Origin of the sequence: Micromonospora sp. AMSO31t (genome assembly GCF_008868175.1) — a bacterium.
In the GTDB taxonomy this organism is placed as follows: Bacteria; Actinomycetota; Actinomycetes; order Mycobacteriales; family Micromonosporaceae; genus Micromonospora.
Map to the genome: position 1 here is coordinate 1 of NZ_WBKT01000039.1, position 15965 is coordinate 15965.

Here is a 15965-nt window from a genome sequence, read left to right on the forward strand (position 1 = left end):
GGACCCGCGCCCGGCGGAACACCGCCTCGGCGTACTCCCGGACGACCTGGACGGCCTCCTGCTGCATGGCGGTGCTCCTAGGGGAAGGGGTGCGGGTGGGGGTTGCGGCCGGTGGCGCCGAGCCGGTCCGGTCCGTGCGTGCCGCGGGCCAGGTGGCGCGCCAGGCGGTCGCTCCACAGCACCCGCTGGCGCTGCCAGCCGAAGTCGATGGGGACCAGGGCGGGCGCCACCACAGCCATCGTGTGCACGCCGGCTACCTCCTGCTCCGGGCAGGTCTGGTCGACCGCAACGACGTCCCCGCCGAGCCCGGCGATCAGCCCGCACAGGTACTCCATGTCGGCGCGCAGGTCGTCGTGGACCGGCCGGGTCGACAGCCAGTCCCCGTACAGGTCGTCCATCGCGCGCAGCGGCGGGTCGTCGAAGAGGAAGCCGGCGTGGCGGGTCATCTCCGGCAGCCCGTACAGCAGGGCGTGGTGGCTCAGTTCGGTGACCTTCGTGTAGTCGCGGATCATCTCGCGCAGCTCCGGCTCGCTGGCGGCGACGCGCTCGTCGAAGCCGGGCACGTAGGACGCGGTCTCGCAGACGGCCGCGCGGACCGCGTCGTCGGGGTCGAGGCTCGCGCCGGCGGCGAAGCAGAGCTGACCGAGGCCGCCGCCGCGCTTCACGGCGACCGCGGTGACCACCGGCACGGGCAGGTCCGCCCGGGTGTCGAACAGCCGGATGTCGTACCCCAGCAGGTCGACCCGGTCGAGCATGAAGTGCACCCGCTCGTCGCGGCAGGTCGCCGGGTCGATCTCGGCGAGCCGGGCGGAGCCGTACCAGGCGAGCAGGAACGCGTCCCGCTCGACCAGCTCGAGCATGCCGTGCAGCAACGCCTCCTCGGGGCAGCTGCCGCTGGCGCAGCCGTTGGAGCACTCCTGGACGAACTTGCGGTGGTCGGTGCGCCGGTCCAGGTAGTAGACGAGCTGCTCGGGCACCAGCCGCGGCACCTTGTCCCGCAGCGACCAGCCCCAGACCCAGGGCATCGGCCGGTCCGGCGCGTACTGCTCGTAGTAGAGGCCGTGCCCCTGGTAGAACGCCGGGTGGTAGCCCAGCCCGGCGGGGTCCAGGGCGTCCGGGGCCAGGTTGGCGTAGCTGTCGAAGACGCTGGTCCGCCGGGTGCGGGGGAACTGTCCGGCGTACCGTTCCAGCCCTTCCAGCAGTGCGTACGTCTCGCTGCCGCCGTAGCTGTTGGCGTGCCCGCTCCACCACATCTCGTGCAGGTCGTAGCGGCTGCGGATGCGGAAGTAGCCGGTCACCGGCGCCGTGGCGGTGGCGTTGTACGCCCGCAGCGCCCCGCCGCCGAGCGCGCCGGCCACCGGGTTCGCCAGCGCCGCGACGGGCAGGTCCAGCTCGCCGGCCGAGCGCAGCCGGTACGCGGACGGGTCCGGCTTGGGCCGGCGGGTGAGCGGGATGACCGCGGCCTCGGCGGTGTCCGGCGCGACGGTGGCGCAGGCCGGGCACTCGGAGTCGGCCAGCACCGGCACGGCCGTGGTCTCCAGGGTGTCCATCCGCAGCTGCCACAGCCGTCCGACGCCGGCCCGGTCGGTGCGCGGCCGGGCGGCGTCCAGCAGGAGCTGCCACAGCGCGTCGACGGCGAACGGTGTCAGGTGGGGCAGCGCGGCGACCGTGCCGACGCGGGCCTGGTGCTCCAGCGCGTGCCGCTCCTCGCGTACCCGGATGGCCTGCCACCGGCGCTGCGTGCAGAGCGGGCAGGGGCCCGGCGCGGTGCCCGTCCACCGTGGCCCGACCAGCGCGGTCGCGCCGTGCAACCAGATCGGCACCACCGCGCCGGTGCTGCCGTCGCCGCCGTCGGCGTACGCGTCGGTCAAACCGAGGGCGGCGATGCGGACGGTGACGCCGTGCAGCGGCGCGTCGGGACCGGCCGGCTGCCGCGCGCGATCCTGGAATCGCTCGTGGAACGCCTCGCCGAGCTGTTTGAGGCTGCTGTCCCACCCGGTGGAGGTGGTCCGGACATCGACGATCATGCGGTTCACCTGTCTGCGGTCGCGGGGCTGTGATGCGGGGAACCGGTGCCCCGCCGGCGTGGCTCGCCGGCGGGGGCGGTAGGGCGGTGGGCAGGGATCACCCGCCGCCGCATCCGGTGCTGGTGCTGCTGCTGCAACAGCTCGACGTGCTGCAACTGCAGCAGCTGGAGCAGGAGCAGCTGGAGCTCGACCAGTCCATGACCATCGCGTCGATGGCGTCGACGTCCTCGATCTCGAACGTCTCCGTCTCCAGCGCGCGCAGTTCCTCAGTCAGTTCCGGCATTTCCTTCCACCTCCCCTCGGGCGGTCAGGGCGCGCGGCGCCGGCGGCCGTCCGGAGCGACCGGCGGCGACGTCGCTCAGCTGGTGCTGCTGCAACTCGACGAGGTGCAGCTGCAACAACTGGACGTGCTGCAGCTGGAACAGCTCGACGTGCTCGTGCTGCTGCTGCAGATGTCCATGAGCTCGGCGGACAGATCAGCGATGTCCTCGATCTCGAACGTCTCGGTCTGCAGGTCGCGAAGCTCGCTGCGGACCGAGTCGGGCAGTACGCCGGATGTCGGGGGTTGTGTGGGCACAGGCCTCTCCTTGAGCCGCGTTCGAGCCGGTCGTCGGTGGTCCGCCCGCACCACCACGGTGGCTGCGGAGGCACGCAGGGGGCTACTCGCCGGCGTCGGCCGGCGGCGGATGGTGCGTCATCGTTGCGGCGTCCCACCGGGGACCGGAGTCGTCAGCGTCGGGGGCAACCCCGTCGGACCGGTCAGCCGCAGCTGGAGGTGCTGGTGCTGGTGCTGCAGCAGCTCGACGTGCTGCAGCTGCAGCAGCTCGAGCAGGAGCAGCTGGAGCTGGTGGCGGCGAGCGCCTCGCCGCCGTCCTCGACCTCCTCGATCTCGAAGGTCTCGGTCTCCAGCTCGCGGAGCTCGTCGTTCAGGGTGATCGGCATGTTGTCACCTCCTTCCCGTGGTGCGTGCCTCGCCGAAACCACTGACGTGGTGGTTCAGTCGGCCGCCGGGGCCTGCCGGCGCAGCAGCACGACGCCGCTGCGGAAGGCCCCGGTGGCCCGGACGTCCCGGGTCGTCGTCTCGACCAGCAGGGCGTTCGTCCCCCGCTGCGCCAGCGCGGCCAGCACGGCCGCCCGGTCGGTCGGCGTGGCCGCCGAGGCGGCCGGGATGTCGCCGACCGTCAGCACGGCCGGGTCGAAGTCGCGCAGCACCGGGTCGCCGAGGTCGGCGGCGGCGCCCTCGAAATGCCGCACCTGGACCCGTCCGACCGCGTCGCGGACGGCCGCCAGCCGGGTCGCGACCGGGTCGTACCCGCCGGCGAGCGCCCAGTCCCGGTCACCGCCGTCGGGCGGCTCGGCGACGGCGAGCACGGCGTGCGCCGGCTCGGCCCCGGCCAGCGTGTAGACCGACAGCCGGCGGCCGAACCGGTGGGCGGCCTTGACCACGAACGCGGTGTCGTCGTCGCCGACCAGGTCCTCCTCGCCGACCGGGCGCACCTCGGCCCGCCCGCGCAGCGCGTCGATCAGCGCCCGGTAGGCCAGCGCGTCGGCCAGCCCCCGGTCGGCGACCTCGTCGAGGGAGCCACCGGCGGCGGCGCCGGCCACCGTCGGCTCGGCCCAGCCCTCGGCGTTGAACCCGGAGGTCGGCAACGCCAGCGCGGCCGGCACCCGGACCGACCCGGTCCCGCCCAGGACGGTGGCCGTCAGCCAGCGGGTGCGCCGCCGCTCGTCGACCGGTGGCGCCGCGGTCGGCGCGAGCTCCGACCAGGGGACCGGCTCCTCGCCCCGCTCGCGCAGCTCGGCCGCCGACGCGGTGACCGCCGCGGCCGGGTCCGCGTGGCGGGCGGCGTGGTCGCGGACCGCCACCCGGTACGCGGTGAGTCGGGCGCCCATCACCGTGTGCACGTCGAAGGCGGTCACCTCCCGGGGGCCGCGCCGGCCGGGCAGCCGCAGCCGGGCCGTCTTCAACGGCGCCTGCTCCAGCGGGTCGTCGACGAACCGGGTGAACACGCCGGCGTTCGGCGTCACCAGCGCCTCGGCCCGCTGGTAGGTCTCCTCGTCGGAGCCGGCGGTCGGCCCCGGGTCGGCCACCTCGACGTCGCGGCAGACCGGGCACGCCGGGTGCGGGAGCACCCGCTCCCGGGTGGACTCCAGGGTGGCCGTGTCGAGCAGCAGGACCCCGCCGCCGGTGTCCGGGGCGAACGCGCCGGTGAGCGCGCGGAACAGTTCGAAGGCGGCGGCGTTGCCGAGCATCCGGGCGGTCACCTCGGGCAGGGCCGCGGCGACGTCGCCGCCGACGGCCAGCTGGCGCCAGAACTCGGCCGCCGTCGCCGGGTCCGCGGTGGCGGCCAGCCGGAGCTGGGCGCAGTGCCAGCACGGGGTCTGCCCGGCGAGGACGGTCGGGCCCACCACGGCGCGGGCGTCGTCCCAGCGCACCGGCACGAGCAGCGGCCCGTCCCGGTGGCAGTCGCGGGCCAGGGCGCCCAGGCGGGCCAGGCCGTCGGGACCGGTGCAGCAGACGACCGCGTCCACCGCGCGCAGGTCCGGTGCCCCGCCGGGGTGGCGCACCTCGACCGGCAGGCCGTCGGCGCGCAGGTCCGCCAGCTCGGGCGCCAGGGCCTCGGCGTACCCCTCGGGGCCGTCGTCGGGGTGCAGGTCGAGGCGGACGCAGCCGTTGCGGAGCAGTCCGCTCGCCGCGGCCAGCAGCACCGCTCCCCCGCCGCAGAGCGCCACCCGCGCGGAGTGGAAGCGCTGGAACCGGCCGGTGGGGTCGTCCGCGAAGTGGTCGACGAACTCGATCTGGGCGGCGAAGCGGCGGGCCAGCGGCTCGGGCAGCGGGGTGCGGTCCCCCGCGTCCTTGGCGAAGCCGCGGTCGAGCAGCGCGCGCACCAGGGTGAGCACGGTCTGCCGCTGGCCCGGGTCGAGGGCGGCCGTGAGCTGGGCGAGCGTGTGCTCCCCGGTCAGGTAGGGGCTGAGCGACGTCAGCCAGCGGAACGCCGACCTGCCCTTGATCAGGAACGCGCTGTCCGGCCCCCGCAGATACGCGCCGGCCGGGGCGTCCAGGAAAACGACATCGTGCCGCAACTTGGGGCGCATTTCCAGGCTGGTTGCACCGTCCGGCGGCTGGCTCATGCGACCCCCCATGACAACGACCACGGTCACTTCGAAAGCGTCTTCATGCTGCCCAAGGTCATGTCTTTCGTCAACAGATTGTTTCGCACGAGGTAGTGACGCGAGCAGATTTGAGCGCGTCGAGCTGCGGCTAAGACAAAAACCTCGGCCGGCCCGGACGACGGCCCTACCGGAGTCGATGGATCTTCGGTACTCTGTGCGCGTCGTTACTCCGTCGCAGGTCAGAGGCTCGATTGCCCGCCGCTGGGCGTCGCCTCTGACGCGGGGGCGTGGCGGCACGACGGCGCACCAAACCAGCGGGACCGGCCTTAAGCAGCGCTAAGTCCGGGCGAAGAAATAAAAACCCCGGAGTGCAGTCGGAATGGGAAGGAATCCGGGATGAACGCGAAGCAAAACCCGACCGACGCTCCGACGGCACGGCATCGTACGATTGCGGTGGCACGTTGAGGAATGACCGTTTTGCCATTGAAATTCATCAAGTGACCAAACGCTATCCCGGCGGGATCACCGCGGTGGACGGCCTTGACCTGCGGGTGCGCGAGGGCGAGGTGCTCGGCTTCCTCGGGCCCAACGGCGCGGGCAAGACCACCACGATGCGCATGCTGGTCGGGCTGGTCCGCCCGACCAGCGGCCGCATCGAGGTGCTGGGCCGGCCGCCGGGCACCCCCGACCGGCTCGCCCGGGTCGGCGCCCTGATCGAGTCGCCGGCCTTCTATCCGCACCTGTCCGGCCGGGACAACCTGCGGCTCGCCGCCCGGTACGCGGGCGCGCCGGAGCGGGCCGCCGACCGGGTGCTGACGGAGGTGGGCCTGACCGACCGGGCCGGCTCGCCCTTCCGGACGTACTCCCTCGGCATGAAGCAGCGGCTCGGCGTGGCCGCCGCCCTGCTCAAGGAGCCGAGCCTGCTGATCCTGGACGAGCCCACCAACGGCCTCGACCCGGCCGGGGTGACCGACATCCGCGAACTGCTCCGCACGCTCGGCCGGCGCGGCCACACCGTGCTGCTGTCCAGTCACGTCCTCGGCGAGGTGGAGCAGATCTGCGACCGGATCGTCGTCATCGACGCCGGGCGGCTGGTCGCCGACGGCACCCCGGACGAGCTGCGCGGGTCCCTCGGCCAGGCGGTGCTGGTGATCGACGCCGACCCGGCCGACCGGGCGGCGGAATGCCTGCGCGGGCACGACGGGGTCCGGTCGGTGGAGCTGGCTGACGGGCGGCTGCGGGTCACCACCGACCCCGCCCTGGCCGCGGCCCTGAACCGCCGGCTGGTCGAGTCCGGGATCGACGTGCGGGAACTACGCCCCGTGCGGCACTCGCTGGAGGAGGCGTTCCTCAGCTTGACCGCGCCCGCGCGGCCGCCGGTGGCCGGGTCCGAACCGCCGGGCCGGGAGCAGGAAGCGGCAACCACGACGGGAGGCGTCCGATGATGGCGGCGGTGCGGGCGGCCTGGTTCGCCGACCGGAAGCGGCCGGCGGTGTGGACCGTGACGGCGACCTGGCTCGTCCTCGCGCTCGGCTTCGGCATCGGGGTGCCCTACCTCGTGCACCTGGCCCTGACCGGCGACCCGGAGGAGGCGAAGTCCGCCGAGTCCCTGCTGGCCGCCGTCCTGCCCGGGCAGCTCGTGCCCACCGGGATCGGGCTGTTCCCGCTCTTCGGGGGCGCCATCCTGGTGATCCTCGGCGCGCTCGTGGTCGGCAACGAATACCGCTGGGGAACGTGGAACCTGGTCTTCACCCAACGGCCCCGGCGGGTGCAGGTCATGGCCGGGCAGGCCGTCGTCCTGTGCGGGCTGACCCTGCTCATCGCGGTGCTCACCTTCGGCGTGCTGGCGCTGACCACCGGTTCCCTGGCCGCCGTCGAGGGACGGTCCGCCGACTGGCCGTCGGCCGGGCGGCTCCTGGCGGCGGTGGCCGGGGCGTGGCTGATCTGCACCGCCCACGCCGCCGTCGGCTGGTTCCTCGCGATCGCCTTCCGCAGCGCCACCACGGCCATCGCGGTCGGTCTCATCTGGACGCTGGTCCTGGAGAACGCGGTCAGCGCGCTCGCCCTCGCGCTGAGCCCGCTGACCGTGCTCCAGAAGGTGCTGCTGGCACCGAGTTCCGGCGCCCTGGCCGGCGCGCTGGGCGCGCGGTCCCAGTTCGACGGGGGCACGCCCGGGGTGCTGGAATCGTCGAGCGCGCTGATGCCGACCCTGGTCCTGCTGGGCTACGTTCTGGTCATGTTCACCACGGGCAGCTGGCTGGCCACGCGGCGCGACGTCGGCTGACGGAGCGGAGGAGACGTCGAGATGGACTTCCTACTCGCCTTCGCGGTGACCGGCCTGGCGGCGTCCGGGGGGTGGATCGCCTGGGCCGCGGTCCGCGGCTGGTCGCGCGCCCGGGACCGGCGCCACGAGCTGCGGCTGGCCCAGGCCCGGGCGAGCGCGGACATCCGGCGCGCCGAGCTCGAGGCGCAGGTCCGCGAGGCCGAACTCGCCAACGAGACCTACGAGGACTTCGTCCGCCGCCACCCGGAACGCTGAGGCCGGCATGACCGAGCTCGGACCCGTCGCCTGGCCGCCGGAGCCGATCCGGACCGAGCGGCTCGTGCTCCGTGCGTCCGAGGCGCGGGACCGTGCGGCGTTCATCGAGCTGCTGGCGTCGCCGGAGGTGCACACCTACCTGGGTGGCCCCCGCCCGCGTGACGAACTCGAGCGCGAGTAGCCCGCGGTGCCCGAACGGTGGCCCGGGAGTTTCGTCGTCGACCTCGACGGGGCGATGATCGGCCAGATCCTGCTCAGGAGAGCGACCGGGCACCGTCGCCCGGCTGCCGTGGGGAAGGCCGATCTCGGTTACCTGTTCCTGCCGCCGGCGTGGGGATCCGGGTACGCCGCCGAGGCGTGCGCGGCGGCACTCGACTGGTTCGACGGCGTCCTTCCCGGCGAGCCGGTGGTGCTCACCACCCAGACCGCCAACGTCGGCTCGATGCGCCTCGCGGCAAAGCTGGGGTTCACCGAGGTCGAGCGGTTCCAGGCCTGGGACGCCGAGCAGTGGCTCGGCCTGCGGTCCCCGGTCACGCCGTCTGTCTGAGCTCGTGCTCGACAGTGCTCCCGACCCTATGACAGGCGGCCGGGGCCTCGTGCGACCCGGAAGCGTAGGTGGGTCACGGTTCCGGTCACCGGCTTTCCTTCCGCGATCAGCTCGGTCTGCTCGCCGGCGAACAGTGGTGTTCCCTCACCCAGCAGGAGCGGAATCAGGTGGATGCGTACCTCGTCGAGCAGGTTCGCCCTGAGCAGCTGGCGGGCGACATCGGCCCCGAGCACCAGGACGTCCTTGTGTCCAGCGGCCTGCCTGGCGCGCCGCACCGCGGCCCGCATTCCGTCGAAGGCAAACGTTCCGCCGTTGTTGCCGAGCAGGTCCTGCCTCGCCCGATGAGTCACCACGAAGCTGGGGACGCCGGGCCAGGGGGTTCCGCCCCACGGGCCGAGGCCGAGATCGAAGGTGCGTCGCCCGATGACCGTTGCTCCGACGGCCGCGTCCACGTCTCGGCGCACCGCGGTGTCGATCTCGCCTTCGGGCCCCTTCTCAGCCATCCATGCGTGTAGGCGTTCGCCGCCATCCCCCATCGGCTCTGCCTCGCGGACGTTCGGCCCAGCCGTGAACCCGTCCAGGGACATCGACACGTCCAGCACGACCTTGCCCATCGCTGTCCTCCGCCACACTCTCGGCACCGCCGTCCGGCGCCGTCAGGAGATAGTCGGAGCCGACCCGGCAGTTCCGACATCGGCTCTCGACATGGGTGCGGCGATTCCTTCTCAACCGGCCGGCCGGCCGTGCTGCGGGCGAGGAACGCGGCGACGGCTCAGGCTCGGCCCGAGCCGTCGCCGCGGCCCCCCGTCGTCAGCCGCGCGCCCAGCGGCCGACGACGGCCGCCGCGCCGCCGCCCCGGCGCACGGGCTCGGCCGCGGCGAGCAGCCGGCCGTCCGCCAGGAACTCGATACCGGTCGCCGCGCCGATCTCCGCGGTGGGCGAGAAGGTGTGGCCCGGCGGGAGGCCGGTGGCGTATCCGGTGATGAAGGCCGGCTCCGCTTGCGTGCTTGCGCCGTTGCGCTGCGACGCCCGTGGCGCGGCGAGAGCCTGCGGCAGCGTCATGCCCCGGTCGATCCGGTTCACCAGCATCTGCAGGACGGTGGTGATGATCGTGGCGCCGCCGGGCGAGCCGACGGCCAGGAACGGCCGGCCGTCGGCCAGCACGATCGTGGGTGACATGGAGCTGCGCGGGCGCTTGCCCGGCCCGGGGAGGTTGGGGTCGGTCGCGGCGCCCTGGGTCGGCGCGAAGTTGAAGTCGGTCAGCTCGTTGTTCAGCAGGAATCCCCGGCCGGGCACGACCATGCCGTTGCCGCCGGTCGCCTCGATGGTCAGCGTGTACTCCACGACGTTGCCCCACCGGTCGGCCACGGTCAGGTTGGTGGTGCCGGTGCGGTCGTCGCGGACGTCGGCGACCGCCGCCGCCGAGCAGCCGCCGTAGGCGCCGTCGGGGACGCCGGGCGCGACCGGCTTGGGCAGCGCCGCCGCCGGGTCGATCAGGCAGGCACGCTCCTTGGCGTACGCGTCGCTGAGCAGCTCGCGCAGCACATTCCGCTGGGTGTGGTCGCCGACGTAACGGTTGCGGTCGGCGAACGACAGCGCGCTGGCCTCCAGGTAGTGGTGCATCGCCTGGGTGGCGGTCATGGAGCGCAGGTCGAACTGCTCGAGGATGTTGAGCGCCTGCTTCCTACTTGTTGCTCATAGTTGAGCGGTTCGGATAGTTCGCTCTCCGCCCGGTGGTGGCTGGGCTGGAGTCCTGGACCGGCAGTCTGGTCCGGTGGCGATCGGTCCTGTCCTGCAGGATCTGCTTCACCTTGTGGTGCGGGGTGTGCAGGGCGATGTCGGGGTCGCCGGCTCGCTGCAGGATGTTGATCGCGGCGTTCACGTCGGCCTGCCACACCACCCCGCACGAGGTGCAGTGAAACTGGTCCCCGCTGCGTCGGCCGAACCGAGTGAAGCGTTTGGTGAGGTCTTCGGCGATCACGGTGCCGGCCTTGTCCACGACCTCGTGCACCGCGGTGAAAATTTCCGTGCACACCCGCGCTCGGTGCCGGGCGGCCCGCCGGTCCCGCTTGATCGTGCCGAGGTTGTTGGCCTTGATCCGGCGCGCTTTCGCGCAGTCGCCACGCAGTGCGGCGGTGTTGGCGATTGAGCGTAGCTTCGCTCGACGGCGGTTTCGTTCCTTCAACCGGTCCGACTCGCGGGTGAGCAGGTCGCCGAGCTGTTCACCGTGGGGTTGGCCGTCGGAGTCGGTGAGGGCTTCGGTGTAGCCCTTGTCCACGCCGATCGTCGCCTCGCCGCATGCTCGCTGTGACGACCGCATCTGCGTCGCGTCGATTTGGTAGTGGACCTCGACTCGGCCGCCGCGCAGGATCAGCCGCAGCGTCCCGGTCGGGGCGACGGTCGTGGACAGCGGGATCCTGACCATCTTGCGGGGCTCGAGACCGGGGACCGCGAGCCACAACCGTCCCCGCCCATCGACGGCGGCGTTGTACCTGTCGGCGCGCACCACGATCTGATCGTGCGTGCGGTTGTGGCCCCGCTTCCAATGCTTGCGCATCTGCCGGGACAGGAACGGATCCTCAGCCCACTGGTCGGCCTTCAGCGCGGTGAACATCCGTCTACGCTCGGCCGGATCGGTGGTGCGTCGGCTGACCGCCCGCCGGACGTCGACCTTGGCCGCCGCCAGGTTCGCGGCGATATCGGCCATGGCATCGCGGACGGTTTCCTTCCACGCATTCGCCAACACGGCGAACTGCACATGCGTGCCGTCACCCAGCCACCGGTCCCGCACCTGCCGGTCCGTCAACCCAGACCCGACCCCGGCGATCGACCCGTAGCGCTGCCACACCTCGCTGCGCACCCGGCCCAACCGGCGGGCCTGCTCCACCAGTGCCGCGTACTTGCCCCGATTCAGCCGGACAGAGTAGGCGATCCGGGTAACCTTCACCGATCACCCTCCATGATCAAGTCGGCCACCTGCGAGGACAAGTCGACCTTCTGACCTGAGAGACTTGACCACACCTTCCACCGGTCGGCGTCGAAGCCCGCTGCAACTCTCTACGCACATCGGAATCATCGAAACACCGCTGCCCGGCCGGCAACGACGAGCCGTGATGCCCTCCGCGCCTCACCGGCGCACCGTGTTTACCGAGCCGCCCGCCCGCTTGGCGAGCTCGCCGATCCGATAGAAACCTGCCACGGCGGTCGATTGTGGACAACTCTGGAAAGAGAATCAACCACCGCGCCCCTGTCACATCGAGGGGGCGGCCGCCGTCGGTCGCAGCCGGGGTGGCTGGCTCACGCTGCGCGCAGGTGATACTCGAAGACGGGAACGCGAGGACAAGTGCGTAGGGCCCTCCAATTCGGAGTCGGCTCGGTTCGACGGGCACATCGAAGAAACTTCCCCCGGACCAACCGACGGCAACTGTCGCCACCCACCCGTAAAGGTGCTCGATACGCCTGGCAACGCACAGTTGATCGTGGCGCCCGCCCTGGGTTTCCGACGCCGGCGAAACCACCCCCGCCACATCGCAGCTGACGATCCCGGGACCACGCCCGCGCAGCAGGGTCGGCGATGTCGGCGCACAGGAAGGAATGCCTGCGCGGGCCACCGCCGCGCCGACCGCGAGGGAGATCCCGGGGGCACCACGCTGATAGGACCGCGCGCTGGCGCGGAACCCATCGCACTCCGGCACGTCTCACTGGACGACGAAATCACCCGCGATTGCGGCGCCGGCTGACACGCTACGGAAACAGCACTTTCAACTAATGGGTTGACGAATGACTCTCCTGCTGCCTAGGGTGCATTAAACCCTCTGGTTGAAAGGAGGGCGGATGACGACGGATGCGCTGTCCCGGGCCTTCGCTGCCCTCGCGGATCCGACCCGGCGCGACATGGTGGCCCGACTCTCGGAGGGCGACGCGACCGTGAGCCAGCTGGCCGAGCCGTACCGAATGACGCTGCAGGCCGTCTACAAGCACCTGCGGGTGCTCGAGAACGCCGGGCTGGTCAGCCGGCCGAGCGGGCCGCAGCCCCGGCCGGTGCGCCTGGAGGCCCAGGCCTTCGACCTGATGAACACCTGGATCGAGCGCCACCGGCGCCGCGTCGAGCAGCGCTATCGCCGCCTCGACGCCGTCCTGGCGGAGATGGAAGGAGACGAGCATGGACCGGATCACGGAGACAGCGATCGAGGCCGACCCGAGGGTGCCGGTCATCCGGACGAGTCGTGATTTTGCGGCACGGCCCGAGCAGCTGTTCCGCGCCCACACCGATCCCGTGTTGTTCGCCCGGTGGGTGGGTCCCGATGCCACGGCCACCCGGATCGACCACTGGGACGCGTCCACCGGCGGCAGCTGGCGGTACGCCTCGACGCACGACGGCACGGAGTACCGGTTCCGTGGCTGCTTCCACGACGTACGGCCGGACCGCATCGTGCAGACCTTCACGTTCGAGGGCGAGCCAGACGGAGTCGCGCTGGAGACGTTGTGGTTCGAGGACCTGGGTGACGGCCGTGCGCGGCTGCGGACCCAGTCCCTGGTGGACAGCTTCGAAGGCCGCGACGCGTGGCTGCGCAGCGGCATGGAGGTCGGCGTCAACGAGGGTTACGGGAAGCTGGAGAGGATGATCGTCGATGGCATTGTCTGACCGCCTGGCCGAGCGGCACCGCCAGGTTGCCGGGCTGTTCACCGACCGGGTCCGCGGCACCCGGTCGTGGGACGCGCCGGCCCCGGTGGCCGGCTGGACCGCCCGCGACGTCGTGCGTCACCTGACCGAATGGTTCCCCGGGTTCCTCGCCTCCGGCGCCGGCATCGACATGCCCAAGGGGCCGTCTGTGGACGAGGACCCGGTCGCCGCGTGGCAGATCCACGCCGATGCGGTGCAGGCGGTGCTCGACGACCCGGAGACGGCGCACCGCCAGCTCACCAACCCCCACCTCGGCAGCCTGCCGCTGGCGGCCGCGATCGACCGGTTCTACACCACCGACGTGTTCATGCACACCTGGGATCTGTCCAGGGCCACCGGCCAGGACGACGCGCTGGACCCGGAGTTCTGCGCCGAACTCCTCGGTGGGATGGAGCAGATGGAGGAGGTCATCCGCTCCTCCGGCCAGTACGGCCCGCGAGTGGCGGTCCCCAAGGACGCGGATGCCCAGACCAGACTGCTGGGCTTCATCGGTCGGGACCCGTTCTGGTCGACGCCGTGAGCCGCGCTGCCCGGCGCCGTCGTCGGTCGGCAGCGGCCTGCGGCATCCCGCCGGCCGGCGGTCGTCAGGACAGCCGCACCGTCCGGTCCCGCAACCAGTGCGCGAAGTCGGTCGCGACGTTGCGCTCGTCATGCACGCCAGACGCGTCGTCGGACGCTGCGTCTTCACCAGCACCCGCACCTGGCCACCCGGGCCTGTGAGCGGACCGTCGCCGGCCTCGTCTGCTTGGAGAGGGAAGCACTCATGGCGGGGACGCTAGGGATTGGAGCGGGCTCGAGGTCAAGGCGATGTAGTGTCGCCAGGCCGTGGCTGCCGGGCGGCTAGCAAGCGAGCACGTCCACGGCGAGTTCCCGCACCACCGACTCGTCCACGTCGACGCCGAGCCCCGGCCCGGTCGGCACCCGCGCGATCCCGTCCTTCACCTCGACCGTCGCCCCGGTGGCGTACGACGAGGTGAGGAACTGCCGCCCGTTGAGGTCGACAGGGGTGTCGATGCCGTACGCGGCGAACAGGTGCAGCGAGGCGGCCAACCCCAGGTCGGAGTCGGTGAGCCCGGAGCCCATGAGCCGGACCCCGGCGTCCTCGGCGAGCGCGCAGAGCCTTCGCGACAGCGTCAGCCCGCCGCTGCGCTGCACCTTGGCGATGGCCACGTCGACGGCGTCGAGCTTGACGAAGGTCGCCAGGTCGCTGGGGTGGCGCAGGCTCTCGTCGAGGGCGACGGGAATCGGTGAGGACTCCCGCAGCCGGCGCTGCCCGGCCACGTCGTTGGCCGGCAGCGGCTGCTCGAACGTGGTGAGGTCGTACTCGGCCAGCCGGCGGGCCATCCGCAGCGCGCCGTCGACGGTGTAGCCCTGGTTGGCGTCCACCCAGAGCGCGGCGTCGGGGGCGGCCTCGCGGACGGCCCGCACCACGGCGGCGTCCTCGGCTTCGCTGTGCAGGCCGACCTTCACCTTGAACGCCCGGTAGCCGAGGTCGCCGCCCTCCGCGACGGCGTCGGCGACCTCCCCGGCGGTCTGCCCGGACACGATCCAGCCGAGCTGGATGGTGTCCCGGCGGCGCTGCCCCCACAGCACCCCGACGGGTACGCCGAGAGCGCGGCCGAGCAGGTCGTGCAGGGCGATGTCGACCGCGCTCTTGGCCAGGGGCGAGCCGATGGTGAAGCCGCGGTTGATGGCGCGGTCGAAGGCGGTGGTGATGCCGTCGAGGTCCCAGGCCGGGCGGCCGAGGACGGCCGGGGCGAGGTAGCGGTCGATGGTGGTGACGATGGATTCGGCGGTCTCGTAGGTCCAGGCCGGGATCGGGGTGGCCTCGCCCCAGCCGGTGACGCCGCCGGCGGTCACCTTGACGAGCACCCGGATGCTCGGCCTGCCGGCGACGGCGACCGAGCCGCCGGAGACGCCGAACGAGCGGATGGTGGGCAGCGCGACGGCGTACGTCTCGACCGCCTCGATGGTGAGGCCGGCAAGCGGGGTCACGAGCCCACCTTCGCGGTGCTGCCCCGCAGGACCACCTCGCCGCCCATGCGCAGGAGCCGCCGCCGTCGCCCGTTGTTCTCGGTCAGCGCCAACTCCATGGCCTTCTCCCCGAGGCGTTGCAGCGGCAGCGCGACCGTGGTCAGCGCCGGGGTGAGGTCGCGGACGATGGGGATGTCGTCGAAGCCGGCGACGGAGATGTCGTCCGGGACGGACAGGCCCTGGTCGCGCAGCGCCGCGCAGGCGCCGATGGCCATCACGTCGGTCAGGGCGAACACGCAGGTGGCCGCCGAGCCCCGGGACAGCAGCTCGGACATCGCGCCGTACCCGCCGTCGCGGGTGAAGGGGCCCTCGACGATGTCGGCCGGGTCGAGCGCCACGCCGGCCCTGGCCAGCTCCTCGCGGAAGCCGCCGAGCCGGTCGGCGACGGTGGTGAGCGCCCGCGGTCCGGAGAGCACGGCGAAGCGGCGGTGGCCGAGGTCGAGCAGGGCGCGGGCCATGGCGGCGGCGCCGGCCTTGTTCTCCGGCAGCACGCTGTCGACCTTCAGGCTGCGGTGCCGGCTGACCACGGCGACGCGGCCGCCACCGTCCAGGTAGGGCTTCAGCTCGGCCTCCAGGGCCCGTTCCCAGCGGGCGTCCTCGAAGCCGGAGCCGATCAGCAGGATGGCCGGGGCGCGCTCGGCGCGCAGCATCGACACGTACGCGATCTCGCGCTCCGGGTCGCGGAACGTGCTGGCCAGCATGACGAGCAGGTCGTTGTCCCCGGCGACCCGCATGACGCCGCCGGCGATGGCGGCGAAGTAGGGGTCGGTGACGTCGTGGCAGATGACGCCGACGGTGCGGTCGGAGGCTCCGGCGAGGGCGCGGGCGTGCGCGTTCGGGGTGTAGGCCAGCTTCTCGGCGGCGGCGAGGACCCGGTCGCGCAGTTGCGGGGTGACGCGCATGCCGTTGAGTGCCCGGGAGGCCGTGGCCAGCGAGACGTCGGCGGCTCTGGCCACGTCTTCCAAGGTCACGTGCGCCCGTGGCTGCATCGAGTTCTCCCTGCGGAAGTTCTTGACCGGA

Annotated in this window: 17 protein-coding genes and 1 pseudogene; 8 read left to right on the plus strand and 10 right to left on the minus strand. The window is 72.5% G+C overall.

The window, feature by feature from the left end; genetic code table 11:
* Positions 1-77 precede the first annotated feature (77 nt).
* The 5 genes from F8274_RS11815 to F8274_RS11835 all read right to left on the minus strand — a co-directional run bounded on the left by F8274_RS11815 (position 78) and on the right by F8274_RS11835 (position 5123).
* Positions 78-2027 carry a TOMM precursor leader peptide-binding protein gene (locus F8274_RS11815; protein ID WP_151462345.1) on the minus strand — a complete coding sequence of 650 codons (1950 nt, stop codon included), beginning with the start codon at positions 2025-2027 and terminating at the stop codon, positions 78-80.
* A 97-nt stretch (positions 2028-2124) separates the two neighbouring features.
* Positions 2125-2310 carry a thiazolylpeptide-type bacteriocin gene (locus F8274_RS11820; RefSeq protein WP_046564718.1) on the minus strand — a complete coding sequence of 62 codons (186 nt, stop codon included), beginning with the start codon at positions 2308-2310 and terminating at the stop codon, positions 2125-2127.
* Positions 2311-2385: 75 nt separating this feature from the next.
* On the minus strand, positions 2386-2661 hold the full coding sequence (locus F8274_RS11825) for a thiazolylpeptide-type bacteriocin (protein ID WP_370518219.1): 276 nt from the start codon (positions 2659-2661) through the stop codon (positions 2386-2388).
* A gap of 125 nt (positions 2662-2786) precedes the next feature.
* Positions 2787-2969: a hypothetical protein gene (locus F8274_RS11830; protein WP_046564715.1), complete on the minus strand. Its 183-nt coding sequence runs from the start codon at positions 2967-2969 to the stop codon at positions 2787-2789.
* A gap of 54 nt (positions 2970-3023) precedes the next feature.
* Positions 3024-5123, minus strand: a complete 2100-nt coding sequence (locus F8274_RS11835) for a TOMM precursor leader peptide-binding protein (RefSeq protein ID WP_192579797.1) — start codon at positions 5121-5123, stop codon at positions 3024-3026.
* Positions 5124-5638: 515 nt separating this feature from the next.
* On the opposite strand from F8274_RS11835, the gene F8274_RS11840 reads away from it, so the two are divergent.
* From F8274_RS11840 to F8274_RS11855, 5 genes are read left to right on the plus strand one after another with little or no spacing between them, the layout of a single operon-like run.
* Entirely contained in the window at positions 5639-6586 is a 948-nt protein-coding gene (locus F8274_RS11840; protein WP_225853739.1) for an ABC transporter ATP-binding protein, read from the plus strand.
* A complete protein-coding gene (locus tag F8274_RS11845; protein WP_151462348.1) occupies positions 6583-7425 on the plus strand; it encodes an ABC transporter permease in 843 nt (280 codons plus the stop codon). The genes F8274_RS11840 and F8274_RS11845 overlap by 4 nt, the downstream gene beginning before the upstream one ends.
* Before the next feature lie 21 nt (positions 7426-7446).
* The gene (locus F8274_RS11850) at positions 7447-7680 is read left to right on the plus strand and encodes a hypothetical protein (protein WP_151462349.1); all 234 of its coding nucleotides are present in this window, start codon (positions 7447-7449) and stop codon (positions 7678-7680) included.
* Positions 7681-7687: 7 nt separating this feature from the next.
* On the plus strand, positions 7688-7861 hold the full coding sequence (locus F8274_RS31910; protein ID WP_225853740.1) for a hypothetical protein: 174 nt from the start codon (positions 7688-7690) through the stop codon (positions 7859-7861).
* A gap of 6 nt (positions 7862-7867) precedes the next feature.
* Positions 7868-8227, plus strand: coding sequence for a GNAT family N-acetyltransferase (locus F8274_RS11855; protein WP_225853741.1), 360 nt, complete (start codon positions 7868-7870; stop codon positions 8225-8227).
* A gap of 26 nt (positions 8228-8253) precedes the next feature.
* On the opposite strand, the gene F8274_RS11860 is transcribed toward F8274_RS11855, so the two are convergent.
* From F8274_RS11860 to F8274_RS32605, 3 genes and pseudogenes are all read right to left on the minus strand, one after another.
* Positions 8254-8841 carry a dihydrofolate reductase family protein gene (locus tag F8274_RS11860; protein ID WP_151462350.1) on the minus strand — a complete coding sequence of 196 codons (588 nt, stop codon included), beginning with the start codon at positions 8839-8841 and terminating at the stop codon, positions 8254-8256.
* A 196-nt stretch (positions 8842-9037) separates the two neighbouring features.
* Positions 9038-9919, minus strand: a pseudogene (locus F8274_RS11865) (gamma-glutamyltransferase); the annotation flags it as partial.
* Positions 9912-10934, minus strand: coding sequence for a zinc ribbon domain-containing protein (locus F8274_RS32605; RefSeq protein ID WP_370518221.1), 1023 nt, complete (start codon positions 10932-10934; stop codon positions 9912-9914). The gene F8274_RS32605 and the pseudogene F8274_RS11865, both read right to left, overlap by 8 nt.
* 1127 nt (positions 10935-12061) lie before the next feature.
* Here F8274_RS32605 and F8274_RS11875 point away from each other — a divergent pair.
* Genes F8274_RS11875 through F8274_RS11885 form a run of 3 tightly spaced genes read left to right on the plus strand, consistent with a single transcriptional unit; the run spans position 12062 to position 13431 of the window.
* Entirely contained in the window at positions 12062-12457 is a 396-nt protein-coding gene (locus F8274_RS11875; RefSeq protein WP_151462353.1) for a metalloregulator ArsR/SmtB family transcription factor, read from the plus strand.
* Positions 12390-12872: an SRPBCC domain-containing protein gene (locus tag F8274_RS11880; RefSeq protein WP_151462354.1), complete on the plus strand. Its 483-nt coding sequence runs from the start codon at positions 12390-12392 to the stop codon at positions 12870-12872. The genes F8274_RS11875 and F8274_RS11880 overlap by 68 nt, the downstream gene beginning before the upstream one ends.
* Positions 12859-13431: a TIGR03086 family metal-binding protein gene (locus tag F8274_RS11885; protein WP_151462355.1), complete on the plus strand. Its 573-nt coding sequence runs from the start codon at positions 12859-12861 to the stop codon at positions 13429-13431. Before F8274_RS11880 ends, F8274_RS11885 begins: the two co-directional genes overlap by 14 nt.
* 320 nt (positions 13432-13751) lie before the next feature.
* On the opposite strand, the gene F8274_RS11890 is transcribed toward F8274_RS11885, so the two are convergent.
* The gene (locus F8274_RS11890) at positions 13752-14906 is read right to left on the minus strand and encodes a mandelate racemase/muconate lactonizing enzyme family protein (protein ID WP_151462356.1); all 1155 of its coding nucleotides are present in this window, start codon (positions 14904-14906) and stop codon (positions 13752-13754) included.
* Positions 14903-15934 carry a LacI family DNA-binding transcriptional regulator gene (locus F8274_RS11895; protein WP_151462357.1) on the minus strand — a complete coding sequence of 344 codons (1032 nt, stop codon included), beginning with the start codon at positions 15932-15934 and terminating at the stop codon, positions 14903-14905. Before F8274_RS11895 ends, F8274_RS11890 begins: the two co-directional genes overlap by 4 nt.
* Between the last annotated feature and the right edge of the window lie 31 nt (positions 15935-15965).